The organism is Alloalcanivorax venustensis, from assembly GCF_047495515.1.
GTDB lineage: Bacteria > Pseudomonadota > Gammaproteobacteria > Pseudomonadales > Alcanivoracaceae > Alloalcanivorax > Alloalcanivorax venustensis.
This window is the reverse complement of the sequence record NZ_CP179934.1, coordinates 1,616,488-1,640,938: the sequence shown is the minus strand read 5'-3', so window position 1 is coordinate 1,640,938 and position 24,451 is coordinate 1,616,488. Positions and strand designations below refer to the sequence as shown.

Annotated in this window: 23 protein-coding genes; 13 read left to right on the top strand and 10 right to left on the bottom strand. The window is 65.5% G+C overall.

Going from position 1 to position 24,451, the window contains the following annotated elements; genetic code table 11:
• The first annotated feature begins 43 nt into the window (after positions 1 to 43).
• From ACMG4O_RS07800 to ACMG4O_RS07780, 5 genes are all read left to right on the top strand, one after another.
• Positions 44 to 2,392 (top strand): fatty acid cis/trans isomerase, encoded by a 2,349-nt coding sequence (locus tag ACMG4O_RS07800; RefSeq protein WP_414434815.1) that lies wholly within the window; start codon positions 44 to 46, stop codon positions 2,390 to 2,392.
• Between the two features lie 221 nt (positions 2,393 to 2,613).
• Positions 2,614 to 3,606: a GlxA family transcriptional regulator gene (locus ACMG4O_RS07795; protein ID WP_142949494.1), complete on the top strand. Its 993-nt coding sequence runs from the start codon at positions 2,614 to 2,616 to the stop codon at positions 3,604 to 3,606.
• 47 nt (positions 3,607 to 3,653) lie between these two features.
• Positions 3,654 to 5,033, top strand: coding sequence for an alanine/glycine:cation symporter family protein (locus ACMG4O_RS07790; protein WP_370233191.1), 1,380 nt, complete (start codon positions 3,654 to 3,656; stop codon positions 5,031 to 5,033).
• Positions 5,034 to 5,087: 54 nt separating this feature from the next.
• Positions 5,088 to 5,780 (top strand): response regulator transcription factor, encoded by a 693-nt coding sequence (locus ACMG4O_RS07785; protein WP_142949496.1) that lies wholly within the window; start codon positions 5,088 to 5,090, stop codon positions 5,778 to 5,780.
• Between the two features lie 79 nt (positions 5,781 to 5,859).
• The gene (locus tag ACMG4O_RS07780) at positions 5,860 to 6,741 is read left to right on the top strand and encodes a GAF domain-containing protein (protein WP_185956945.1); all 882 of its coding nucleotides are present in this window, start codon (positions 5,860 to 5,862) and stop codon (positions 6,739 to 6,741) included.
• Positions 6,742 to 6,744: 3 nt separating this feature from the next.
• On the opposite strand, the gene ACMG4O_RS07775 is transcribed toward ACMG4O_RS07780, so the two are convergent.
• The 4 genes from ACMG4O_RS07775 to ACMG4O_RS07760 are packed head-to-tail and all read right to left on the bottom strand — an operon-like array spanning position 6,745 to position 10,330.
• Positions 6,745 to 8,007 carry a sensor histidine kinase gene (locus tag ACMG4O_RS07775; protein ID WP_194855832.1) on the bottom strand — a complete coding sequence of 421 codons (1,263 nt, stop codon included), beginning with the start codon at positions 8,005 to 8,007 and terminating at the stop codon, positions 6,745 to 6,747.
• A 7-nt stretch (positions 8,008 to 8,014) separates the two neighbouring features.
• On the bottom strand, positions 8,015 to 9,028 hold the full coding sequence (locus ACMG4O_RS07770; RefSeq protein ID WP_414434814.1) for an SAM-dependent methyltransferase: 1,014 nt from the start codon (positions 9,026 to 9,028) through the stop codon (positions 8,015 to 8,017).
• Positions 9,025 to 9,798 (bottom strand): DUF1295 domain-containing protein, encoded by a 774-nt coding sequence (locus ACMG4O_RS07765; protein WP_414434813.1) that lies wholly within the window; start codon positions 9,796 to 9,798, stop codon positions 9,025 to 9,027. Before ACMG4O_RS07765 ends, ACMG4O_RS07770 begins: the two co-directional genes overlap by 4 nt.
• Entirely contained in the window at positions 9,791 to 10,330 is a 540-nt protein-coding gene (locus tag ACMG4O_RS07760) for a DUF2878 domain-containing protein (protein WP_194855829.1), read from the bottom strand. The genes ACMG4O_RS07765 and ACMG4O_RS07760 overlap by 8 nt, the downstream gene beginning before the upstream one ends.
• Positions 10,331 to 10,413: 83 nt before the next feature.
• Here ACMG4O_RS07760 and ACMG4O_RS07755 point away from each other — a divergent pair, with 83 nt between their 5' ends.
• The 6 genes from ACMG4O_RS07755 to ACMG4O_RS07730 all read left to right on the top strand — a co-directional run bounded on the left by ACMG4O_RS07755 (position 10,414) and on the right by ACMG4O_RS07730 (position 16,433).
• Positions 10,414 to 10,977, top strand: a complete 564-nt coding sequence (locus ACMG4O_RS07755; RefSeq protein WP_414434812.1) for a nuclear transport factor 2 family protein — start codon at positions 10,414 to 10,416, stop codon at positions 10,975 to 10,977.
• Positions 10,956 to 11,486 carry a chalcone isomerase family protein gene (locus ACMG4O_RS07750; RefSeq protein ID WP_414434811.1) on the top strand — a complete coding sequence of 177 codons (531 nt, stop codon included), beginning with the start codon at positions 10,956 to 10,958 and terminating at the stop codon, positions 11,484 to 11,486. The genes ACMG4O_RS07755 and ACMG4O_RS07750 overlap by 22 nt, the downstream gene beginning before the upstream one ends.
• A gap of 73 nt (positions 11,487 to 11,559) precedes the next feature.
• Positions 11,560 to 12,327 carry a GGDEF domain-containing protein gene (locus tag ACMG4O_RS07745; protein ID WP_414434810.1) on the top strand — a complete coding sequence of 256 codons (768 nt, stop codon included), beginning with the start codon at positions 11,560 to 11,562 and terminating at the stop codon, positions 12,325 to 12,327.
• A gap of 187 nt (positions 12,328 to 12,514) precedes the next feature.
• On the top strand, positions 12,515 to 13,699 hold the full coding sequence (locus ACMG4O_RS07740; protein WP_414434809.1) for an OmpA family protein: 1,185 nt from the start codon (positions 12,515 to 12,517) through the stop codon (positions 13,697 to 13,699).
• 192 nt (positions 13,700 to 13,891) lie between these two features.
• Positions 13,892 to 15,199, top strand: a complete 1,308-nt coding sequence (locus ACMG4O_RS07735; RefSeq protein ID WP_414434808.1) for an acyl-CoA dehydrogenase family protein — start codon at positions 13,892 to 13,894, stop codon at positions 15,197 to 15,199.
• 31 nt (positions 15,200 to 15,230) lie between these two features.
• The gene (locus tag ACMG4O_RS07730; protein WP_142949506.1) at positions 15,231 to 16,433 is read left to right on the top strand and encodes an acyl-CoA dehydrogenase family protein; all 1,203 of its coding nucleotides are present in this window, start codon (positions 15,231 to 15,233) and stop codon (positions 16,431 to 16,433) included.
• 160 nt (positions 16,434 to 16,593) lie between these two features.
• On the opposite strand, the gene ACMG4O_RS07725 is transcribed toward ACMG4O_RS07730, so the two are convergent.
• Positions 16,594 to 18,612: an FAD-dependent oxidoreductase gene (locus ACMG4O_RS07725; protein ID WP_414434807.1), complete on the bottom strand. Its 2,019-nt coding sequence runs from the start codon at positions 18,610 to 18,612 to the stop codon at positions 16,594 to 16,596.
• A gap of 142 nt (positions 18,613 to 18,754) precedes the next feature.
• Here ACMG4O_RS07725 and ACMG4O_RS07720 point away from each other — a divergent pair, with 142 nt between their 5' ends.
• Positions 18,755 to 19,363 carry a TetR/AcrR family transcriptional regulator gene (locus tag ACMG4O_RS07720; protein ID WP_142949508.1) on the top strand — a complete coding sequence of 203 codons (609 nt, stop codon included), beginning with the start codon at positions 18,755 to 18,757 and terminating at the stop codon, positions 19,361 to 19,363.
• A gap of 182 nt (positions 19,364 to 19,545) precedes the next feature.
• Here ACMG4O_RS07720 and ACMG4O_RS07715 read toward each other — a convergent pair whose 3' ends face one another.
• The 5 genes from ACMG4O_RS07715 to ACMG4O_RS07695 all read right to left on the bottom strand — a co-directional run bounded on the left by ACMG4O_RS07715 (position 19,546) and on the right by ACMG4O_RS07695 (position 23,225).
• Positions 19,546 to 20,550 (bottom strand): alpha/beta fold hydrolase, encoded by a 1,005-nt coding sequence (locus ACMG4O_RS07715; RefSeq protein WP_414434806.1) that lies wholly within the window; start codon positions 20,548 to 20,550, stop codon positions 19,546 to 19,548.
• Between the two features lie 67 nt (positions 20,551 to 20,617).
• Positions 20,618 to 21,934, bottom strand: a complete 1,317-nt coding sequence (locus tag ACMG4O_RS07710; RefSeq protein ID WP_414434805.1) for a sensor histidine kinase — start codon at positions 21,932 to 21,934, stop codon at positions 20,618 to 20,620.
• A complete protein-coding gene (locus tag ACMG4O_RS07705) occupies positions 21,935 to 22,600 on the bottom strand; it encodes a response regulator transcription factor (protein ID WP_414434804.1) in 666 nt (221 codons plus the stop codon). It lies immediately after the preceding gene.
• The gene (locus tag ACMG4O_RS07700) at positions 22,600 to 22,884 is read right to left on the bottom strand and encodes a PepSY domain-containing protein (RefSeq protein ID WP_335629857.1); all 285 of its coding nucleotides are present in this window, start codon (positions 22,882 to 22,884) and stop codon (positions 22,600 to 22,602) included. The genes ACMG4O_RS07705 and ACMG4O_RS07700 overlap by 1 nt, the downstream gene beginning before the upstream one ends.
• A 26-nt stretch (positions 22,885 to 22,910) precedes the next feature.
• Positions 22,911 to 23,225: a PepSY domain-containing protein gene (locus ACMG4O_RS07695; protein WP_067606399.1), complete on the bottom strand. Its 315-nt coding sequence runs from the start codon at positions 23,223 to 23,225 to the stop codon at positions 22,911 to 22,913.
• A 244-nt stretch (positions 23,226 to 23,469) separates the two neighbouring features.
• Here ACMG4O_RS07695 and ACMG4O_RS07690 point away from each other — a divergent pair, with 244 nt between their 5' ends.
• Entirely contained in the window at positions 23,470 to 24,330 is an 861-nt protein-coding gene (locus ACMG4O_RS07690) for an acyl-CoA thioesterase (RefSeq protein WP_414434803.1), read from the top strand.
• Positions 24,331 to 24,451: the final 121 nt, after the last annotated feature.

The following is a 24,451-nucleotide window of genomic DNA, read 5'->3' as shown; positions in this document are numbered from 1 at the left end:
GCAGTCCGCTAAACTGCGCGGGCGATTTGAACCGGAGGGACCCATGGTCGAAACCACCCGTCTGCCCTTGCTCGGGGCCTTACTGCTGATTCTTCCCCTGCTTGCGGCCTGCGATGAAGCGCCGGCGGCGTCCGATACCCCGGCCCCCGTCGCGCCGGTGAGTTTCAACCAGCAAATCCGGCCGGTCATCGAGCAGAAGTGCATCGCCTGCCACGGCTGCTACGACGCGCCCTGCCAGCTGAAACTGGAAACCGCCGCCGGCCTCGACCGCGGCGCCTCGTCCATGTCGGTGTACGCCCAGCGTACCGAGGCGGCCGACCCCACCCGTCTTTTCGTCGACGCGCAAACCACCGCCGAGTGGCGCGAGCGCGGCTTCTTTTCGGTGATCGACAGCAAACGCGGGCTGGAGGAATCGCTGCTCTACCGGATGCTGGAACTGGGCCGGGCCCACCGTTTCGAGCCCGGTGAGCGCCTGCCGGAAGAGATCGCCCTGGGCCTCAAGCGGGACAACCAGTGCCCGGCGCCGGACGAAATGGACGACTACGCCGAGGAGCACCCTCTGGGCGGCATGCCGCTGGGCACGCCGGCCCTCAGTGACGACGAATTCAACACCCTGCGCACCTGGCTGGCCCAGGGCGCCCCTCCCGGCGACGACCGGGTCACCCTGTCCGAACGGGAGCGCGAGCAGGTGCGCGGCTGGGAAACCTGGTTCAACCGGGACGGCAAGCGCCAGCAACTGGCCGCCCGCTGGCTCTATGAGCACCTGTTCCTGGCGCACCTCTATTTCGACCAGGGCGAGGACCGCAAACCGGACCATTTCTTCACCCTGGAACGCTCCCTGACACCGCCCGGCGAACCGGTGCGGCCGGTGGCCACCCGGCGCCCCAACGACGACCCGGGCGAGCGCTTCTGGTATCGCCTGCGCCCGGTCACCGGCACCCTCGTCCACAAGACCCATATCACCTTCGCGCTCAGCGACGCCAAACGCCGGCGCATGGAAAGCCTGCTGTTCGACACGCCCTGGGAGATCGACACCCTGCCCGGCTACAGCGAAGAGGAAAAGGCCAACCCCTTTACCACCTTCGCCGCCCTGCCCGCCCGGGCGCGCTACCAGATCATGCTCGACGACGCCGAGTATTTCGTGCGCACCTTTATCCGTGGGCCGGTGTGCCGCGGACAGATCGCCACCGACGTGATCCGTGATCGCTTCTGGGCGGTGTTCCAGGACCCGGACCACGACCTCTACATCACCGACCCCGATTATCGCGCCCGGGTCTCCGGCCTGATCGCCCTGCCCGGCCAGGAAGACAGCCTGCTCAAGCTGGGCCCGGAGTGGATCAAATACACCAAGCGCCGCAACGACTACCTGCGGGAACGGGCCGAGGCCTACCGCGCCGAACAACCGCAGGGCCCGGGCTGGAACGACATCTGGGACGGCGAGGGCAGCAACCCCAACGCCCTGCTCACCATCTTCCGCCACCACGACAACTCCTCGGTGCGCAAAGGGCTGATCGGCGACTACCCGCTGACCAGCTGGGTGATGGACTATCCCCTGTTCGAGCGCACCTACTACAGCCTGGTGGCCAACTTCGATGTGTTCGGTTCGGTGTCGCACAAGGCCCAGACGCGGCTCTACTTCGACCTGATCCGCAACGGCGCGGAGCAGAACACCCTGCGTTTCCTGCCCGCCGACACCCGCAAGCAGGTGCTCAAGAACTGGTACCAGAAAACCGGCCAGCTAAAGCTGCTGGTGAGCTACGAGGACGTGGACACCGAGGTGCCCACGGCGATCGACTACCACAGCGCCACCCCCATGAACGAATTCAACGCCGGCCTGCTCAGCCAGTTCGGCGCCCTCAACGTCCGCCCTGATCCGATCAACCGGTGCGGCGGCGACAATTGCAGCCGCGCCGACGCCACCGCCCTGGAACGGGACGTGGAGCAGGCGCTCAGCGCCATCGCCTCGCAGCCGGCGGCGCGCCTGCCGGTGGTCGACCATATGCCGGAGGCCAGCCTGCTGCTGGTGGACGGCGACGGCGAGCAGGCGGTGTACTCGCTGCTTCGCAACCGCGCCCACTCCAACGTGGCGTTCATGTTCGGCGAGTCGCTGCGCTACCAGCCGGAGAAGGACACCCTGACCGTCTACCCCGGTGTGCTGCTGAGCTACCCCAACTTCATCTTCCGGGTCGCACACGATGATCTGAGCGCGTTCGCCGGGGCCATGCAGGCGGTGGAGAGCGAGAAGGATTTCACCGCCCTGGTGGAACGGTTCGGGGTGCGGCGCACGCAGACCGACTTCTGGACCCACTTCCACGCGCCGCTGCGCTACATGGAAGCCCATCAGCCCACCCAGGCCGGCATTCTCGACCTGAACCGCTACCTGAACCTGTAGAGCGGGCAAAAAAAAGCCCCGCGGGGAGCGGGGCTCGAAATTACCGTCATAGCGTGCCTGCCGAAGCAGGCTCCCGAGCCTGATGACGATATGCGACTCTGTAAGAACCAGCGCGGCTCTGTGTCAGGATGGCGCTTATGATGGCAGCGACCGCCCCGGACTGGTATTGTCGCCCATGACTTATTCATGGTGATTTACGACAAAGCGGGGCCCTACCTACGATGTACCATGTCAGCGTGCTCGCCTACGACGGCGTTTTCGCGTCCGCCCTGACCGGGGTGATGGATCTGCTCAACCTCACCGGCGTGACCTGGAACCGCATTCACGGGCAGCCGCTAAACCGCCAGTTCAAGGTGCAGATGGTGTCCCGTGGCGGCGAGCCGGTGCGCTGCACCGCGGGCATGCGCATCGCCGTGGACACCGCCCTGGAGCGGGTCGACCAGTGCGACCTGGTGGTGGTGCCCACCATCGGCAACGAGATCACCCAGGTGCTGCATGCCGAACGCGACACCCTGGAGTGGCTGCGTTTTCTGCACGCCGGCGGCGCCGATCTGGCCAGCAACTGCACCGGGTCGTTCCTGCTCGCCGAGGCCGGTCTGCTGGACGGCCGCCGCGCCACCACCCATTGGGGCTACAGCCAGCTGTTCCGGGAGCGCTACCCGCGGGTAAACCTGGACGAGCGCGAGCTGATCACCCGCGACGGTAATATTTTCTGCGCCGGCGGCGGCACCGCCTGGCGCGACCTGACCATTCTGCTGGTGGAGCGCTTCTGCGGCGCCGACATGGCCCGGGAGCTGGCCAAGGCGTTCGTGATCGACGTGCGCAACGACCCGCAGAGCGTGTACGCCGGCCTGCCGGCCAAGACCTACCACCGCGATGAGCAGGTGCAGAAGGTCCAGGCCTGGCTGCACGAGCACTACGCCCAGCCGGCCACCCTGGCGGAGCTGGCCGAGCGCGTGCACCTGAGCCCGCGCCAGTTGCAGCGCCGCTTCACCAGCGCCCTGGCCGAGCCGCCCCTGCAGTACCTGCAGCGCGTGCGGATCGAGGCGTCGCGCAAGATGCTGGAGCGCGGCGCCACCAACCTCAGCCATCTGGCGGAGCAGGTGGGCTACCAGGACGTGAGCAGCTTTTCGCGGCTGTTCAAGCGCCATACCGGCCTGTCGCCGAGCCATTACCGCCAGCGTTTCGCCCGCGTCGGCGCGCTCCGTGACTAACCCACCGCGACTGACGTAGCGCCGCGACCCTGCTAGTCTGATTCTCCATGGATAACTTCTTCGAACGACTGGACGCCGCCCTGGGGTCCCTGGTGGGGTTTCTGTGGGGCCCGCCACTGGTCACCCTGCTGGTCGGCGGGGGCCTGTTCTTCCTGCTGTACTCCCGGCTGCTGCCGTACCGGCATCTGCCTGACGGCGTGCGGCTGTTGTTCCGCCCGGCGGACAGCAAGGACGAGGGCACGCTGTCGCATTTCCAGGCGCTCAGCACCGCCCTGTCCGGCACCCTGGGCATGGGCAATGTGGCCGGCGTGGCGGTGGCCATCTCGGTGGGCGGCCCCGGCGCCATTTTCTGGATGTGGGTGAGCGCGATTCTCGGCATCGCCACCAAGTTCTACACCTGCACCCTGGCGGTGATGTACCGGGGCCGGGACAGCGAGGGCCAGCTCCAGGGCGGACCCATGTACATTATCCGCGAGGCGCTCGGCCCGCGCTGGCGGCCGCTGGCGTACTTTTTCGCGCTCGCCGGCCTGCTCGGCACCATGCCTATTTTTCAGGTCAACCAGCTCACCGAAATCATCCGCGAGGCGATCGCCGTGCCCGCCGGCTGGACCGGCGCCGACGACCACTTCCTGTTCGACCTGCTGTTCGGGCTGCTGCTGGCCGCCGTGGTGCTCGCGGTGGTGGCGGGCAAGCTGCCGCGCATCGGCCGGGTCACCGGTATTCTGGTGCCGGCCATGGTGGCCGGTTACATGCTGCTCACCGCGGTGGTGCTGGTGCTGCACGCGGACCAGGTGTGGCCGGCGCTCACCCTGATCGTGCGCGACGCCTTCACCGGCGAGGCCGCCGCCGGCGGCGTGCTGGGCGCGGTGATCATCACCGGCATCCGGCGCGCGGCGTTTTCCAACGAGGCCGGCATCGGCACCGAGGCCATGGCCCACGGCGCCGCCCGCACCCGCGAACCGGTGCGCGAAGGCATGGTGGCGATGCTGGGCCCGATTATCGACACCCTGATCGTGTGCACCTGCACGGCCCTGGTGATTCTGATCAGCGGGGCATGGAGCGACGGCGACACGAACGGCGTCTCCCTCACCGTGAACGCTTTCAATATCCTGTTCCTGGATTACAGCGGCGTGATCCTGGCGGTGCTGGTCGGGGTGCTGAGCCTGAGCACCGTGTTCACGTTCTGGTACTACGGCAGCAAATGCCTGGGCTTTCTTATCGGCGCCCGTCATCAGCACCACTATGTGTGGTTTTACCTGGTGCTGGTGGTGCTTGGCGCGGTGGGGTCACTGAGCGTCGTGATCAAGGTGATCGACAGCATGTACGCGCTGATGGCGCTGCCCACCATGGTCGCCTCCCTGCGCCTGGCGCCCCGGGTCAACCAGGCGGCGCGCGCCTACTTCGCGCGATCACGTGATGATGATTGACGGCTTCTTGACGCTTCGGGGCGGACTATGTCCGCAGGTACAGGAGGGAATGCCGTGAAAAATCTGTCCGTTTTACTGGTCGAAGACCACCGCCAACTGGCGCAGACCGTGGTCGAATTTCTGGAACAGGAAGGCGCGCTGGTGGACTACGCCAGCGACACCACCCTGGCCCGCACGCTGGTCCAGGAGCATCACTATGACATCCTGGTGCTGGACGTGATGCTGCCCGGGGAGGACGGCTACAGTTTCTGTCAGTATCTGCGCAAGGAACTGGCCCTGGACACCCCGGTGATCTTCATGACCGCCCGGGACCAGCTGGACGACAAGCTGGAAGGCTTTGCCCGCGGCGGTGACGACTACATCGTCAAACCCTTCGCGCTGCCCGAGCTGGTGGCCCGCGTGCAGGCGCTGGTGCGCCGCGAACGCCGCGAAGTGGCGCCCAACCTGCTGACGGTGGCGGATCTGCAGCTGGATCCGGCCCGTCAGGAAGTGCGCCGCGAAGGGCAGCTTCTCAAGCTGTCCCCCACCGCCTTCCGCATTCTGCGTATCCTGATGCGCGAATCCCCCAAGGTGGTCAGCCGCGAGCAGCTTGAGCACGAGCTCTGGGGCGACCTGGTGCCCGATTCGGACGCGTTGCGCAGCCACCTTTACAACCTGCGCAAGGCGGTGGACAAGCCGTTCGAGCACGCGCTTCTGGAAACCCTGCCGGGCGTGGGGTTCAGCATCCGCCCGCCACGCACCGTGTGATGTCAGTCCGCCCCCCTTGCGGACCTGGCATCTCAGGCACAGAATGGCGGCGCCATTCACGTGCTATGCGATAAGAACTATGCCTTGGGGGAAAAGACACTCTTTCACGGAATTCGTCGATACCAAGCTGCTCGATCTGCAGTCCCGGTTCGGCATGGCGATGTGGTTTCTGACCCGCCGCCGTGGGGAGGACTGGTTATTACTGAACGTCTGCGGCGAAGGGTACGACCTGAGCCGCGGGGACATGCTGGCCTGGCATGACAGCATCTGCCATCGCCGAGTAAACGAGCTCGGACCGCCGGCGTGCTCGGACGTCACCCGGCAACAAGCCTACCGCGATGCGCCTATCACCGATCAACTTTCGATACGGGCGTATGTAGGGATGCCGCTGCGCGACCATACTGGAGCGCTGTTCGGCACTCTGTGCGCGCTTGATCCCGAGCCACGGCCCGATCTGGACCACGAGAACGTCCAGGCCGCCTTGAAACGCCAAGCCCGCCTGCTGGAATCCGCCCTGGTGTGGAATCTGGCCGGGCTCGATCAGCAGCGGGTCACCGAGTTCTTCGAAGAAGAGAGCCGCGATCCGGAAACAGGCCTGCTGGACGAGGCCGGCTGGCTTCGCATCCTGGACGGCGAACGGCGGCGCGGCCAGGCTTACGGCCTCAGCTCCATGGTCCTGAAAGTGCATGGCACCCGTCTCGACGATGAGCAACGGCAACTGGTTGCCGATTCCCTGGCGGCGCTGATTCGCCACCAGGATATGGCCGCCTATCTGGGCAGTGACCAGTTCGCCATTCTGCTGCCGGAAAACACACCCAGCTGCGCCGACCAGGTGCGCGACAGGCTGCTCGATGCGCTCAACGCCAAGGGGATTCTGATGTGGTGTGACGCGGAACCGCTGGCGCTCTCGGAGGGCCGGATGCAGCCCCCGCTCACCGCCGAAGGCGGGCCGGTGCATTAACCGCTAGCGGAACCGCACCCGCACCTCGGTGCCCTTGCCGGGCCGGCTGGCCACGTCCAGGTGCCAATCAAACCGCTCGCAGAGCCGCTGGACGATGGCCAGGCCCAGGCCGTGGCCGCCTTCCTTGCTGTTGCCCCGTTCGAACGGCTGTAGAAAGCGGGCCAGTTCCTCGCTGTCCATGCCGGCGCCGGTGTCCACCACGTGCACCGCGTCCTCGGCCACCACGATGGTGACCTGTCCGGAACCGCTGTAGTTGATGGCGTTGCGGACCAGGTTGGTGAACACGATATTGAGCACGGTTTCCGAGGCGGTCAGGGTCAGCAGCGCGGTCTGTTTCACCTGCAGGCGAATCTGCTTGCGCTCCGCCAGCGGCTGCAGGCGGTCGAGCAGGTTCACCGCCACGTCGTTGACCACCAGGTCCTCTTCCTGAATCGGCTGCTGCTCGGTGCGCGCCAGCAGCAGCAGGGTCTCCACCAGCGCTTCCATGTCGTCCACGGTGTCGGACATGCGGCTGATCACCGGCCGGTCGCCCACCTGCTTGGCGAGCAGCTCCAGGTTGGCGCGGAACACCGCCAGCGGCGTGCGCAGTTCGTGGCTGGCGTCGCGGGTGAATTGCCGCTCGCGCTCCACGAACCGCAGCAGGCGGTCGGCGTAGGCGTCCAGGGCGGCCATCAGGATGCTCGCCTCGCTGTTGGGCTCCGCCTCCACCTGGCTGAAGTCCGGGCGCGCTTCCACCGGGTCGTGCACATTGGCGTGGCGCAGCGTTTCCGACAGCTGCACCAGGGGGGAGACCAGGGCGCGGGATTTGCGCCAGCCCAGGAAGGACGTCAGGTAGATCACCAGCAACACGGCGGTCAGCGGCAGAATGCCGAACAGGAACGCCAGCACCGACACCCGCTTTTCATCGAAGATCAGATATAGACGGGCGTCGCCGCGCGTTTCGATGTAGACGATCGGGTTCTGGTCGCCGATCTGCGCGCGTTGGTAGCCGTCCGGCCGCTCGGCGAGCATCTCCGGCACCGGGTCCCGGGTGTCCGGGTCCACCAGCAAACCGAGCAGATGGCGGGTATTGGGGCGGGGGAAATCGTCGTCCTCGTCGTAAAGGCTCCAGTAATGGTCCGCCTCTTTGATCAGGGCTTCCTTGACCAGCACCTGTTCGATGATCTGGGCCGTGGCCCAGACCCCGAACACGGTGGCGAAACTGATGAACAGAATCTGGATCAGGAAAACCCGGGTAAGGCGGTGCTGAACACCTTTACGCGTCATGCCAGTCTCATTCTTCTCGGCGGAACAGATAGTGGCCCACGAACCACTCTTCGCCATCACCATAATTGAACAGTTCGGCGCAGGCCATGAAAAACATCCGCCAGCGTTGCAGCCACAATTTACCCTGCCCGGCGCCGTAGCACTCTTCCAGTAGCGGGATCAGCGTTTGCCGTTTGCGGTCCGCCAGTGCCAGCCAGGCTTCCAGGGTTTTGCCGTAATGGGTGCCGTTCACCGCCCAGCGATCCTCCAGCGACAGCCGGTCCGCGCAGCGCGGCAGCCAGTCGTACGACGGCATCATGCCGCCGGTGAAAAAGTAGCGGCCCATCCAGTTGCTTTCGCCTTCGGTTTCGAACAGATAGGTCAGATTGCGATGGCAGAAAATATGCACGAACAGCTTGCCGCCGGGCTTGAGCCAGTCGTGCACGCGCCGCATCAGCTCACGGTGGTTGCGCATGTGCTCGAACATCTCCACCGACACCACCCGATCGAAGGTCTGTTCCGGCTGGAACACGGTGACGTCTGCGGTGATCACGCGCACATTGTCGAGCCCGCGCTCGGCGGCGCGGGCCATGATCCATTCTTTCTGGGTGGCGGAGTTGCTCACCGCGGTGATGCGGCTGCCCGGGTAGCGGGCGCCCATCCACAGGGTCAGCGACCCCCAGCCACAGCCGAGCTCAAGAATATCCTGGCCGTCGGCCAGCTGGGCGCGCTCGCAGCTCAGGGCCAGCATCGCCGCCTCGGCGTCCGCCAGGGTCTCGCAGCCGGCCTGCCAGAGGCCACTGGAATACTTCAGATGCGGGCCCAGCGCCTGCTCGTAAAAGCGCGAATCCACTTCGTAGTGCTGTTCATTGGCCTCGTCCTGGGCCACCGCGATGGGGCCCTGGGAGAGCGTGCGCAGCAACGCCTCCGGGTCGGTCTCGTGCTGCTTCTCCTGGGCAAGACGTTTACCCAACAGATGGCGAATGCCGCCGCGTACCAGGAAATCCGGAACCAGGCCGGACTCCGCCAGGCGAATGATCATGAAGCGGGTCTCCAGGGAATAAAGGGGCTGGTGGTGCGCTGATACTCGCGGTAATCGTCACCACGGGATTTAAGGGCCTGTTTCTCGGTATGCGGGATACCGGTGACGAACCACAGGAACAGGAACATGGCCACCGGCAACAGCCACAGCCAGCCGGCCAGGGCGGCACCCACGGCGATCAACGGGTAGCTGAACCAGTGCAGCCATTCGAAGAAATAGTTGGGGTGCCGGGAATAGCGCCACAGACCTTCCCGGCAGGTCTTGCCCTTGCTGTCCGGCCGCGCCTTGAAGCGGGCCAGCTGCCGGTCCGCCATCGCCTCGCCGACGATCGACACCACACCGATGATCACGCCCAGCACCACCAGCGGCGGCCGGAAGTCCGGCTGGCCGCCGATCACCCAGAACGGCAGGGAGAACGCCCAGGCCAGGCCGGCCTGCAGCCAGAACACCACCAGGAACACCGGCTGAGTGGCTTTGCCCAACCGTTGGCGCATGGCGGCGTAGCGGCCGTCCTCGCTGCCCTCGCCGGTGACGCGACGGAAAATATGGCTGCCCAGCCGCACCGACCAGAGCAGCAATAGGGCGCCGGCCGCCAGGCGCGGCAAGGGGTCGCCGCCGCCGGCCAGCAAGTAGGCCAGGCCGGTGAGCCCGGTACTGAAGCTCCAGGCCACATCCACGTAGCCGGCATTACCGTTGGTCCACTGGACCGCCCAGGCCAGGGTGAACACCATCACCAGCAGAACCAGACTGAAAATCAGAATTTCAGGCATAACGACCTCGTTCCTCATCGAGACGGCGCGCCAGATAGGCCAGTGCCGGCACCACCATCGACCACACGGCGCCGTAGCTCAGGGCCAGCAGCCACCAGCCCTGCGGGGTGGTGGCGGCGCCGAAGTTGATTCCCACGGTTACCGAGAATACACCGCCGAAGGCACCGAACAGCGCCGCCAGCAACAACTTGGGGCGCAGCCAGGCCAGGCAATAGTTGAAGCTCACCGCGAAACCCAGCCATAGTGCCCAGATCCAGTCCGGGGCCACCCACTGTCGCGACCAGTCGGCGTATTCAAGCAGCGACGGCGCCAGCCATAACGGCTCGAACAGCACACAGGCCACGGCGCCGGCGGCGAGCAGCGCGAGGTCCGCGCGCCAGGCGCGGTTGAGCGCCCACACGCCCGCCTGCATCGCCACCAGTACCAGCCAGGCAGCCCATCCCCACCCATGGGCGCCACCGTAAACGGCGACGAACCAGAGCAGTTGAAAACCCACGAAGTTGATCGCCAGGGCGGCGAATGATTTATTCATGCGGCGAGCTTGGGCCGCCCACCGTCAATGGTCCGTGAACCGGCTTCACGGTCGATTCACCGGTGCTGGCGGACATTGGCGTCATGAAATCGAATCCGCTACCGCTCATCGCCCTGTTACTGTTCGCCGTCACCGGCTGCGCCAGCCGCGCGGACGGTCCCTCCGGTTATGCCCACCTCTATGAACAGGCAGTGCGCGAACGGCCCGGCAGCACCCGGGTGTCGGATCAGGCCGTGGATCGCTTCGTGGCGCTGTACTCGCCGATCGACGCGGACCATATCGAGAACCACATCGAGGACGTCTACGCCGAGGACATCTACTTCAACGATACCTTGTCCACCGTCTACCGACGCGACCAGCTCAAGGCCCACTTACTGAAAACCGCCGAGCGGCTTGATTACATGAGCCTGGATATCCAGAACCGCTGGCAAGACGGTGAAGACTTCTTTCTGCTGTGGTTCATGGAGACCCGTTTCAGCATCCTCGGCAGCGAACGGGACGTTCGCACCATCGGGGTCTCCCATCTTCGTTTCGATGACCAGGGCAAAGTGATTTTTCACCAGGACTTCTGGGACAGCAGCCAGGGCCTGGACCAGCAACTTCCCATTCTAGGAGGATTCAGCCGATGGCTGCGCGAGCATCCCTGACACTGCCGCTTGCTTTGTTGGTTTCCATGGCGCTGGGAAGCGGCGCCCATGCCGCTGACTTCGAAGACATGTCGCGCTGCTCCAGCGCCGACGTCAAGGCGCTTAAAGTGTTCAACGTCGGCCAGGCGTCGCTGTTCCGCGCCGACTGCGGCGCCGCCGATCCGCTGGCGCCGCCCATGCGTCTGGCCTTCGGCTACAATCGGGAGGTGCCCGGCGACGCCTTCGCCAAGGCGGCGCGCAAGATGATTGAGCGCAACGTCGGCGAAGACACCTTCGAAGCGTTGAAAGAGCGCATCGACGCCTTTAACAGCCACTACCGGACCACCCGCGACGGCGACCGCTACACGCTGGACTACGATGAAGACCAGTCCATGGTGCTGCGCCTCAACGGCGAGAAGCTGGCTGAGGAACAGGGCGAGGATTTCGCCCAGGCCTACTTCTCGATCTGGTTCGGAGACGATCCGTACTCCGACAATCTCAAGGAAGAGCTGCTCTCCGTGGAGCAGTGACCCCGCGAGGCCTTGCACCCTCGCCCGCCAGACCGGATACTTCCCCCTTTAACCGCAGCCGTGGGGGGCGTTAATGGCCAGTGCACCGGAAGGTCGCTTCAGCCACTACACACCGGTTCTCAATTCCGACCGCTTTTTCGCCTTGCGCCTGACCGCCGTGTTCACCGTGATCAGCCTGGTGGCTTCCCTGTTGATCACCACCGTCGGCGTGCTGCTCACCGGCCAGCGGGATTGGCTGGCGGCGCTGTCGCTGGCGCTGCTGATTCCCCTGCTGCTGGTTCCGCCTTTGTGCTATCCGCTGCTGGCGAAACTGGCGGCGGTGACCCGCGACAACCGGAAGCTGCGTCAGCAGGCCCGCGAAGACCATCTCACCGGTTTGTTCAACCGCCCCCATCTTATGAGCATGCTTGAGCGGGAATTGTCGCTCAGCCAGCGCCACGATCATCCGGTATCGATTTTATTGGTGGACATCGTCGACTTCGTGGATATCGCCGATCGGTACGGACGTCACACCGGCGACCGGTTATTACGGATTTTTTCTGAACGCATTCGCGATAAAATCCGTGAGAGCGATTTGTTCGGCCGTATCGACGGCGCGCAGTTTTTACTGGTATTACCGCATACCGATTTCAACGACGCCTTGCACATGGCGGAAGGGTTGCGTTCGCTCACCGCCAGCATTCAGGTGCAGACCGACGAAGGCCTGGCGGGTTTTGAAATCCGCATCGGCGCGGCCAGCACCGAGAACAGCGGGCGCCGGCTGAACGCGCTTCTCAATGAGGCCGATTACGCTTTGTATCAAAGCCGTAACGAGCATCGTCACTCCGACCGCCACGCTTAACACTTAATCATCACACCCCACTCACAATAAAAACCTAGTTTTTACAAAAATTATTCTTTTTCACACCTTTCTTGCCGCTCCTTTGTAAATTTGTTTATTAAACTCCTTACTGGCATTTACAGTTAAGTCTCAGGGAGCAAAACTGCAGATGCTGAATTTCTGCCTACTAAAAAACAAGGAAGGAGCTATGGACGCCAAACGCTTTCTCGCATCCAGTATTGCTTGCGCATCGTTAGCCGTTGCCACTACGGCCGTTGCCGAGGACACCATTCCGGATCGGTATTTCTACCTGGGTGGTCACATCGGCCAAAGCTGGCTGGATATCGGTGATCACTACGAAGGCGACGGCTACCTTGCCGACAACGCTTTCGAAAACGACACCGTCACCATGCCCGGCGCCCAGATCGGTTATCGCTTCAGCGAAAACTGGTCCGTACAGGCCTGGTACGATCGCAACAACATGTCCACCAGCGACGGTGAAGTGTACCTGCGGAACAATTTCGCCAGCCTGCGTCGTCACTTTAACGGCGACGGCCCGATCGAAAGCTATGTCGGTCTCGGCGCCGGTGAAACCCGCACCGAGTTCAACACCGAAAGCGACGATGATTTCAAGGAAACCACCGGCGGCATCGAGTTCGGTGTACAAACCGCTCTCGCCGACAACTTCCTGATCGACGTCGGCGCACGGCCGACCTACAGCTTCCGCTCCGAGCGCTGGGACGGCCAGGTCTACGCCGCCCTGAACGTTCTGGTCGGCGCGCAGTATGACGACGAGCCGGAACCCGAGCCGGTTACCGAAACCGCCACCGACAGCGACAACGACGGTGTGCCGGATTCCAACGACCGCTGTCCGGGCACTCCCGCGGGCGCCAGTGTTGACGCTCAGGGCTGTGAGCTGGATGACGACGGCGACGGCGTCGTGAACAGCAAGGACGAGTGCCCGGATACGCCGGCACGCGCCAAGGTTGACGACAAAGGTTGTCAGGAATACCTGACCAAGGACGTGCGCGAAACCCTGTATGTTGAGTTTGGTCTCGACAAAGCGGAAGTTCGTGAAACCTCCTACCCGGAACTGGAAAGCCTGAGCGATCAGATGTACCAGTACCCGTCCGCTGACCTGGTGCTTGAAGGCCACACCGACAGCACCGGTTCCGCTGCTTACAACAAGCAGCTTTCCGAGAAGCGTGCGGATGCGGTGAAGCGTGTCATGGTTGAAGAGTTCGGCATCGACGAGAGCCGGATCACCACCGAAGGTTACGGCGAAGCCAAGCCGATTGCTGATAACAGCACTCGCGACGGCCGCGCTCAGAACCGCCGCGTGGAAGCGATCATGAAAGCGACCACCGAAGAAGCGCAGTACGACAACGACTAAGTCGTCCAGCGTTCTCTTCAACCCAAAAAGGGCCGGCATCCGCCGGCCCTTTTTTGTTGGCGTTGAAAGTTGGCCGTAGAAACAGCCGGTGGCCGCGTCGCCGTGCGCGAAAGGCAAGGGAGTCAATGAGACTCAGCCGATCTGCCTGATAATCAACCTTCATTCGTTACCACTGAATAACGGGAAGGGATCATGGCGAAAGACGCAATCGGCTTTGCCCTGAGCGCGCTGAACCGGCTGGCCGGCTCATCGATGCTCGACCGCCTGGGTATGCGCCACACCGCGGAGCGGCTTGCCTACCGCCTCACCAAGGGCGGCTTCCAGGTGATCACCACCAGCGCCCGCGCGTTTAAATCCAACAATCCGTCCGACAAGCCGCAGCGTCTCGACGCGCCGGGGCACACCACCGGCCTGTTCGACCTGGGCATCACCGACGAGCAGCAGATGATCCGCGACAGCGTGCGGGCCTTCGCCGCCGAGGTGCTGCGCGAAAACGCGGAACAGTCGGACGCCGAGCAACGCACCAGCGACGACGTGCAAAGCCAGGCCCGGGAACTGGGCCTGAATTTCTTCGCCGTACCCGAAGCCCTGGGCGGCGCCGCCGCCGAACGCTCCACGGTGACCAGCATGCTGGTGGCCGAGGAGCTGGCGCGCGGCGACATGGGCCAGGCGGTGGCGGTGCTGGCGCCGATGGGCGTGGCCAACGCCCTGACCCGCTGGGGCTCCGCCGTGCAGCAGGATAAGTACCTGTCCACCTTCGCCGGTGAGGACGCGCCCCTGGCCACCATCGCGGTGTGCGAGCCCCGTCCGCTGTTCGATCCCATGACGCTGCGCACCACCGCCACCCGCGACGGCGACGACTGGCTGCTCAGCGGCGAGAAATCCCTGGTGCCGCTGGCCGCCGAAGCGGAACTGTTCCTGGTCGTCGCCGAAACCGGCGACGGCCCAGCGGTGTTCATCGTCGAAGGCGGCAGTGACGGCCTCAGCGCCGGCGACGATCCGTCCATGGGCATCCGCGCCAGCGGTCAGCGACCGCTGCTGCTGGACAAGGTGCGCGTGCCCGACGCCAACCGCCTCGGCGACGACGATTTCAACTACCGTGAGTTCATCGATCTGGGCACCCTGGCCTGGTGCGCGCTGGCCATCGGCACCGCCCAGGCGGTACTCGACTACGTGGTGCCCTACTGCAACGAACGCAAAGCGTTCGGCGAGCCGATCAGCCACCGCCAGGCGGTGGCGTTCATGGTCGCCGACATCGCCATCGAGCTGGACGCCATGCGCATGCTCACCTACCGCGCCGTGTGCCGCGCCGAGCAGGGCAAACCCTTCCAGCGCGAAACGCACCTGGCCCGCACCCTGGTCAAGGACAAGGCGATGCAGATCGGCACCGACGGCGTCCAGTTGCTGGGCGGCCACGGCTTTACCCACGAATACCCGGTGGAACGCTGGTATCGCGATCTGCGCGCGATCGGCGTGGTCTTCGGCGGCCTGCACCTGTAACGCCGCCCGCACCCATAACGGAAGAGACAGCATGAACATCGAGATTCCGAAGAAATTCAAACCGGTGATCAACAATGCCCGGCAGGTGGCCCTGAACACCTTCCGGCCCATCTCCCGCAAATACGACCGTGCCGAACACCAGCGCCCCAAGGAGCTGGACATGGTCGCCTCGGTGCTGGACGGCTTCAACGAAGGCGACCCGGCCAACTCCGCCGGCGCCAGCCAGACCGGCAAGGGCAAGGTGCAGGAAGACGGCGGCGTGAAGAACGGCGCCAACATGATGACCTGCCTGGGCGCCCTGGAATTCTGCTACGGCGACACCGGCTTTCTGCTCGCCATGCCGCGCCAGGGCCTGGGTAACGCGGCCATCGCCGCGGTCGCCACCGACGAGCAGCTGGAGCGCTTCAAGGGCAAATGGGCGGCCATGGCGATCACCGAACCCGGCGCCGGCTCCGACTCGGCGGCGATCCGCACCACCGCCAAGGAAGACGGCGACCACTATGTGCTCAACGGCGAGAAGATCTACGTCACCTCCGGCGAGCGCGCCGACTGCGTGGTGGTGTGGGCCAGCCTGGACCCCAAGCTGGGCCGCGCGGCGATCAAGTCGTTCGTGGTGGAATGGGGCACGCCGGGCATGGAGCTGGCGCGTCTGGAGAAGAAGCTCGGCATTCGCGCCTCCGACACCGCCGCGATCACCTTCAACGATTGCCGGGTGCCCAAGGAGAACCTGCTCGGCAACCCCGAGGTGGACACCAAGGGCTTCGGCGGCGTGATGGAAACCTTCGACAACACCCGGCCGCTGGTGGCCTGCTTCGCCCTGGGCGTGGCCAAGGCGTCGCTGGAACGGACCCGGGAACTGCTCAGCGAAGCGATCGAGTACGACTACGGCAAGCCGGTGGACAACGCCAGCGCCGCCGAGGCGGAGCTGTACCGCATGGAAGCGGAATGGGAAGCGGCCTACTGGCTGGCCATGAAAGCGGCCTGGATGGCCGACAACAAGCAGTCCAACTCGGTGGAGGCCTCAATCTCCAAGGCCAAGGCCGGCCGCGTGGGCAACTACGTCACCCTCAAATGCGTGGAACTGGCCGGCTCCATCGGCTACACCGAGGACGAGCTGCTGGAGAAATGGGCGCGGGATTCCAAGATCCTCGACATCTTCGAAGGCACCCAGCAGATCCAGAAGCTGATCATCGCCCGCCGCGTCCTCGGATTGACTTCCAAAGAGCTAAAATAAAAACCACCTTGTAGGAGCGGGCCTCGCCCGCGAAAGGGAGCGAAGCTACCGGCAGGATGCCAGAGAGATTTCTAACGACAGCACCAACACCCTCTCTGGAATCCTGCCGGCCGGCTTTGCCGGCCTTTCGCGGGCAAGGCCCGCTCCTACGAGCGCGCGGCTAAAGCCGCGCGGCAAGCTCCGACCCTTGCTTGATGGCGCGCTTGGCGTCCAGCTCGGCGGCCAGGTCGGCGCCGCCGATCAGATGGTGGTTGGCGGCGCCTTCCTGGTACAGCTCGCGCAGGGACTCCTGCCCGGCGCAGATCACCACCTGGTCCACTTCCAGCAAACCCTGCTTGTCGTTCTGCGTGATGTGCAGGCCATGATCGTCGATACGGTCGTAGCTGCAACCGGGCAGCATCTCCACATTGCGGTGCTTGAGCGTGGCGCGGTGCACCCAGCCGCTGGTTTTGCCCAGCCCCTTGCCCGGCGTGCTCTCCTTGCGCTGCAGCAGGTAGATTTTCCGCGCCGGGGTTTCCGGGTGCTTGTCCACCAGGCCGCCACGGGTGTCCGCGTTGAAATCCACGCCCCACTCCGCCAGCCATTCGGGCAGCGGCTGGGCGCCGTCGCGGGGCGCTTCGGCCAGGAATTCCGCCACGTCGAAGCCAATGCCGCCGGCGCCGATGATCGCCACGCGTTCGCCCACCTGCACCTTGCCGCGCAGCACGTCCACGTAGGACACCACCTTGGCGTGGTCGATGCCGTCGATGCCCGGCCGGCGCGGGGACACCCCGGTGGCGATGACGATTTCCTGGAAGCCTTCGCGCTCCAACTCGTCGCTTTCCACGCGCCGGTTGAGCACCACCTTGACGCCGGTGCGCTCGATGCGCTTTTGAAAGTAGCGCAGGGTCTCGTGGAACTCTTCCTTGCCGGGGATCACCTTGGCCATGTTGAACTGACCGCCGATCTCGCCGGCCTGGTCGAACAGGGTCACGTCGTGGCCGCGCTCCGCCGCCACCGTGGCGCAGGCCAGCCCGGCGGGGCCGGCACCCACCACCGCCACTTTCTTGGGCGTGGCGGTGCGCAGATAGACCAGCTCGGTTTCGTGGCAGGCGCGCGGGTTCACCAGGCAGGAGGCGCGCTTGAGCTCGAAGGTGTGATCCAGGCAGGCCTGGTTGCAGGCGATGCAGGTGTTGATCTCGTCGGCGCGGCCTTCGGCGGCCTTGTTGACGAACTCCGAGTCCGCCAGCAGCGGCCGCGCCATGGACACCGCGTCCGCTTGGCCGCTGGCGATGATGCGCTCGGCGGTGTCCGGATCGTTGATCCGGTTGGAGGCCACCACCGGGATCGACACCACGTTTTTCACCTGGCGGGTGACTTCCGCGAACGCCGCCCGGGGCACCGAGGTGACGATGGTGGGCACCCGCGCTTCGTGCCAGCCGATGCCGCTGTTAATCAGGCTGGCGCCGGCTTTTTCGATGGCGCGGGCCAGGTCCAGCACCTCCTCACGGGTGCTGCCGTCGGGCACCAGATCAATCACCGAGAGGCGGTACATGATGATGAAGTCCTCGCCGCAGCGGCGGCGGGTTTCCTCGACGATCTCCACCGGGAAGCGGCGGCGGTTTTCGGCGCTGCCGCCGTACTCGTCGCTGCGCTTGTTGGTGCGCGGCGCGGTGAACTGATTAATCAGATAGCCCTCGGAGCCCATGATTTCCACGCCGTCGTAGCCGGCTTCCTTGGCCAGCTCGGCGGTGCGCGCGAAGTCCTGCACCGTGGAGCGCACTTCGCGGGTGCTCATCGCCTTGGGCTTGAACGGGTTGATCGGGCTTTTGATCGCCGAGGCGGAGCGGGAGAACGGGTGGTAGCTGTAGCGGCCGGCGTGCAGCACCTGCAGCGCGATCTTGCCGCCTTCGCGGTGCACCGCCTCGGTGATCTTGCGGTGGTTGCGGATATCCAGCTTGCTGTTGAAGGTGCCGGACAGCGGGTAGAACCAGCCGTGGCGGTTGGGGTTGATGCCGCCGGTCACGGACAGGGCCACCCCGCCCCGCGCCCGCTCGGCGAAATAGGCGGCCAGCTTCGGATAGTGCCAGAAACGGTCTTCCAGGCCGGTGTGCATGGACCCCATGATCACCCGGTTCTTGAGCTGGGTATGCCCCAGATCCAGGGGGGAAAGCAGGTGGGAATAACCGTTGGCCGCCATGGTGTTCTCCTGTGTGGGCTGGGCGGGCCGCGCAACGTCGTGCGCGGCGGCCGCCTGGCTGCAATCTGGACGCCGTCAAGATAGGGTGCTATGTTGACGCTGTCAAGATAACATCCGTGACTTCGAAAGACAGGCAACCACCATGACGCAACCGGGCCGCTACCATCACGGAGACCTGCACGCCGCCCTGCTTCGCGAGGCCGCCGTACTGCTGCGCGAACAGGGCGTGGAAGGGCTGTCGCTGCGGCGCCTGGCGGAACGCGCCGGGGTGTCGCGCACCGCGCCCTACCACCACTTCACCGATAAGAACGCGCTGCTCTGCGCCCTCGCCGAGGACGGCTTCCGCCGGCTGGACCGGTTGATGGAAGAGGCCGACTTCCGGGCGGACGACCCGGAGCCCGGGCTGCGCCGTTTCGTGCGCGGCTATCTGCGCTTCGCCTGCGACGACCCGGAGCAGTACGAGCTGATGTTCGGGCGCACCCTGTGGAAGACCGGGCGCCCCACCGAGTCGCTGACGCGGGTGGCGCACGGCTGCTTCCGGCGTTACGTGGATAAGCTGCAGGCGGACGGCATCGGCGCCCACCTGCCCGGCGGCACCGACGCCCTGCGCGTGGCCCAGGCCAGCTGGGCCACGCTGCACGGCCTGTGCCGGCTGTTGCTGGACGGCATTTATGTGGACCGGCAGGACATGGAGGCAGTCAGCGACCAGGCGGTGGCGCTGATGCTGGCCGCTGTGCGGCCTGCTCAGTAGCTCGGCTTGTGGGAGCTTGCCTGCAAGCGAAAGGCCGGCTTTGCCGGCCGGCAGGATTCCAGAGAGTGTGTTGGTGCTGTCGTTAGAGGTGTCTCTGGCATCCTGCCGGGAGCTTCGCTCCCTTTCGCGGGCATGGCCCGCTCGCACAAGGCAAGCTCGCACAAAGCCGGCCTCGCAAGCCTTTAGCGTTGCGCCGCCAGGAAGTCGGTGAGGGCTTCGATATAGTCGTCGTAGGCCTCGTACTGGGGGACGTGGCCGATGCCTTCCAGTTCCACCAGCTTGGCGTCGGGAATGGCTTCGGCGGCCTTGTCGCCGAGACGATCATAGCGCCCCAGTTCTTTCTGCTTTTCTTCCGGCGCGCGATTGCGGCCCAGGGCGGTGCGGTCGCGGTTGCCGATGATCAGCAGCGTCGGCGCTTTGACGTCGGGGAACTCGTAGACCACCGGCTGGTTGAAGATCATGTCGTAGTGCAAGGCCGAGTTCCAGGCGATGCGCGGGTAGTCCGGGCCGCGCAGCCAGCCCTGCTGGATGGTCAGCAACGGCGCGTACTCTTCCTTCCACTGACCATCGAAGTACGCCTTGGTCATGTAGGCCTTGATGTCTTCGGGTTTCTTTTTCAGCTCACCCTGGTACCAGGCGTCCACGGACTGCCAGGGCACGTCCTGGCGCCAGTCTTCCAGGCCGATGGGATTGACCAGCACCAGGGCGTCGCTGCGCTCGGGGAACATCAGCGTGAAGCGGGTGGCGAGCATGCCGCCCATGGAGTGGCCCACCACGGTGGCGCTGTCCACCTTCAGTGTGTCCAGCAAGGTGCGGGTGTGATCGGCCAGGGTCTGGAAGGAATACTGGAAGTGTTCCGGCTTGCTGGATTTGCCGAAGCCGATCTGGTCCGGCACCACCACGCGGTAGCCTTCCTCGGTCAGCCGCTCGATGGTGGTTTGCCAATAGGCGCCGGAGAAATTCTTGCCGTGCAGCAACAGCACGGTGTCGCCGTTGGGCTGCTCCGGGCGCACGTCCATATAGGCCATTTCCAGCGTCTGCCGCTGGCTGTCCAGCTTCAGGGTATGCACCGGATGGGGGTAGTCGTAGTCGCTGAGGCGGGCGTCGAAGGCGGGTTTTTCCGCCGCCATGGCCGGGTTGCCGAGCGCCAGCGCGCACAGCGCCAGCAAGGATGTGAATACGCGCATGATTCCCTTCTCCTGTTGATACAGCCGTTCAGGGGTGGAGACCCGCATGACGGGAAAGTTCCGCGATTCAGTCCGGCAGCGGCAGCGCAAGCCGCACCCGCAGACCGCCCAGCGGGCTGTCGGTGAGGGTCAGCTGTCCGCCGTAGGCGGCCACCGTGTCACTGACGATGGCCAGACCCAGGCCGTCGCCGGCGACCCGCTCATCCAGGCGGCGGCCGCGCTGCAGCACCTGCTCGCGGCGTGATGGCGGGATGCCGGGCCCGTCGTCGTCCACGGTGACCGTCAACAGGCCGCCGTCCCGCGCCAGTGTCAACCGTACCTCGCCGGCGGCCCATTTGCAGGCGTTGTCGAGCAGATTGCCGAGCAGTTCCAGCATGTCGCCGCGCTCCACCGCCAGCGGCGGCAGCCCGGTGCCGTGCACCACCAGGTTGAGCGGCTTGCGGTGGGCGCGGCGCAGGGTGTCGGCCAGGGCTTCCAGATCCTGGCCCGGTTCGAAGCGGGTGGCGGCGGTGGCGCCGGCGGCGACGCGGGCGCGGCCCAGGGCGCGGCGCACATTGGCTTCGATCTGGTCCAGTTGCGCCAGCAGCAGGACGTGCAGTTCCGGGGCGCGCTGGCGCAGTTCCGTGTCGCAGCGGTTGCGCAGCACCGCCAGCGGCGTCTTGAGGGCGTGCCCCAGGTCGCCCAGGGCGTGACGGGAGCGGTCCAGCTGCTGCTCCATGTGCCGCTGCAGGCGGTTGATCTCGGTGACCAGCGGGCGCAGTTCCCGGGCCACGTCCTGGTCCAGCTCGGCGCGCTGGCCGCCGCGCAGCTGTTCGATCTGCCGGCGCGCCGCGTTGAGCGGCTTGAGGCCGTGGCGGATCAGCCATTGCTGGACCAGGGCCAGCGCCGCCAGCACCAGCACCCAGGCCAGCAGGGCGGCGGTTCGGGTATCGCGGAAACTGGCCTGTTGCGGGGCGTAGTCCTGGGCCACCACCACGGTGAGGTCTTGGCCGTCGCGCCGGAAACGGGTGCGGTAGCGCAGCAGGCTCTGGTCGTTGGGGCCGGGCAGCAGCTCGGTGTCCATGCCCGGGTTGTCCGGCAACGGCAGGCGCGCGTCCCACAGCGAGCGGGAGCGCCAGCGCTGGCCGTCGATCAGCACCACGAAATAGCGGCCGGACAGCGGCCGCCGGTAGGCCGGGTCGAGCATTTCCTGTTCCAGCACCAGCCCGTCCGGGCCGGGCACCATGGCGGCCAGCACGCTGGCGGCCTCGTCGCGCAGCTGGCCGGCGCTGATCCGGCGCTGTTCGCGCTCCAGCCACCAGAGCGCCCCCTGCCCCACCAGCACGCCGGCCAGCAGCAGGCTGACGAACAGGCTGACCCCCAGGCGCGCGCCGATGGAGCGCATTCAGCCGCGCCCCGTGAACAGATAGCCCTGGCCGCGCCGGGTCTGGATCACCTGGCCGCCGAGCTTGCGGCGCAGGCGGTTGATGTGCACTTCCACCACGTTGGAATCGCGCTCGCTCTCGCCGTCGTAGAGGTGCTCGCTGAGCGCGATCTTCGACAACAGCCGGCCCGGGTTGAGCATGAAGTAACGCAGCATGCGGAATTCCGCGCCGGTCAGTTCAACCTCCTGCTGGTCCAGCCAGGCGCTCTGGCGCTCTTCGTCCAGCTCCACCCCGCAGGCGCGCAGGCGGCTCTGGTTGGCGCTGCCGTGGCTGCGCCGCAGCACCGCCTGCACCCGCAGCAGCAGCTCCTCCGGGTGGAAGGGTTTGGTGAGGTAGTCGTCGGCGCCGGCGCGCAGGCCGTCGACGCGCTCCGCCCAGCTGTCGCGGGCGGTGAGAATCAGCACCGGCATGCTCAGGCCCTGATCCCGCCAGCGCCGCAGCACTTCCAGGCCGTCCAGGCCGGGCAGCCCCAGGTCCAGAATCACCAGGTCGAAATCGTCGTCGTGGGCACGCACCAGGGCGTCGCGGCCGTCCGCCAGCCAGTCCACCGCGTAGCCATGATCGCGCAGCAGCGGCAGCAGCTGGTCGGCCAGGGCGACGGTGTCTTCCACCAGCAGCAGGCGCATCAGTCGTCCACTTCGTCTTCGAGAACACGCCCGGTGCGGGCGTCGATTTCCAGCTCGCGGACCACGCCGTCGCCGGTCAGCAGCTCGATTTCATAGATAAATTCACCATCGTCGTCGTCCAGCTCCGCTTCCAGCAGACGGGCGCCGGGGTAGCGCTCATCCGCCTGGCGGAGGATCGCCTGGAACGACAACACCTCCCCGCTTTGCCGCAGCCGCAGGGCCTCGTCCTGATCCACATCCAGCGCCAGGGCGGAGGTCGCCCAAGCCAAGGAAAGGGCGACCATGGCCGCCCCTCCGAGTAACACACGCATTAGTCGTCACGCTCCTCGCGCAGGATTTCACCACTGGTGGCGTCCAGCTCCAGGTCCCATTCCTGGCCTTGGGCGTCGCGCAGATCGACCTGATAGATCAGGCGGCCGTATTCGTCTTCCAGCTCGGTGTCTTCCACGGTGGCCTCGGGATGCTTGGCCAGAGCCGCTTCGTTGAGCTTTTCGAACGACAGGATCTTACCGTCCTGCACCAGCTTCATCGCCCGATCCGGGCCCACGTCGTCCGCGTGCACCAGGGTGGTGGTACCGGCGAAGCCGATCAGGGTAGCGAGCAAAGTCTTTTTGATGGCGTTCATGAGTCTCTCCTTTGTCCTCATTGCGTTGGGTACGGGAGTGACTCTACGCCGGCCAGCTTAATTCTCCCTGAAGCCCGCCTTAACGCAACCTTAAAGCGCGCGCAAGGACCCGGACGGAGACCCGGGGCCGCAGGCGTGCTTGCAAAACGGCGCGTCTAGGGCCAACTTATGCTTTTTAAAATTGACTTCCATTATTCGAAAAACACGTGGGTAAACCCGCGCGGTTGAAACAAAAGGACGCTCCATGGACACCGATCTTTCCGACCTCCTCGCCCTGCTCGACCTCACCTCGCTGGATGACGACCTGTTCCAGGGCGAGAGCCGCAACATTGTCGGACCCCGAATTTTCGGCGGCCAGGTGATCGCCCAGGCGCTGGTGGCGGCGGCACGCACCGTGCCCGCGCGCACCGCGCACTCCCTGCAGGCGTACTTCCTGCGTCCCGGCGATGCCCGGGAACCGGTGCTGTACCGGGTGGAGCGCATCCGTGACGGCGGCACCTTCAGCACCCGCCGGGTGGTGGCGGAGCAGCGCGGCCGCCCGATCTTCGATTTCGCCGCCTCCTTTCACAATGCCGAGGACGGCCCGGCCCACCAGACCGCCGCTCACAGCGCGCCGGACCCGGAAGGCCTGCCCGACGAGCAGACCGTCACCGCCGACTTCCTGAAGGACGAGGACATTTCCGAGAATTTCCGCGCCGCCCTGCTGCGCCGCAAGCCGGTGGAAATCCACCCGGTGACCCGGCGCCACCCGCTGCGCCCGGAGAAAGCGGAGCCGATCCGCCAGGTGTGGCTGCGCGCCGCCGGCGAGGCCGGCGACGACCCGCTGATCCACCAGGCGCTGCTCGCCTATGTGTCCGACCACAGCCTGATGGGCACCGCCCTGCTGCCCCACGGCATCACCTTCCTGGACCGGGACATGCAGGTGGCGAGCCTGGACCACACGCTGTGGTTCCATCGGCCGGTGCGGCTGGACGACTGGCTGTTCTACGACATGGAGAGCCCGATCGCCACCGGCGCGCGGGGCTTCAATCGCGGGCAGGTGTTCAATCGGGCCGGGGAACTGGTGGCTTCGGTGTGTCAGGAAGGCTTGATGCGGAAAGCTTGAATTTGTAGGAGCTTGCCTGCAAGCGAAAGGGCGACTACGTCGCCCGGCGGGATTCCAGAGAGGCTGTCGGAGCTACCGTTAGAGACCTCTCTGGCATCCTGCCGGCAAGCGCTGCTTGCCT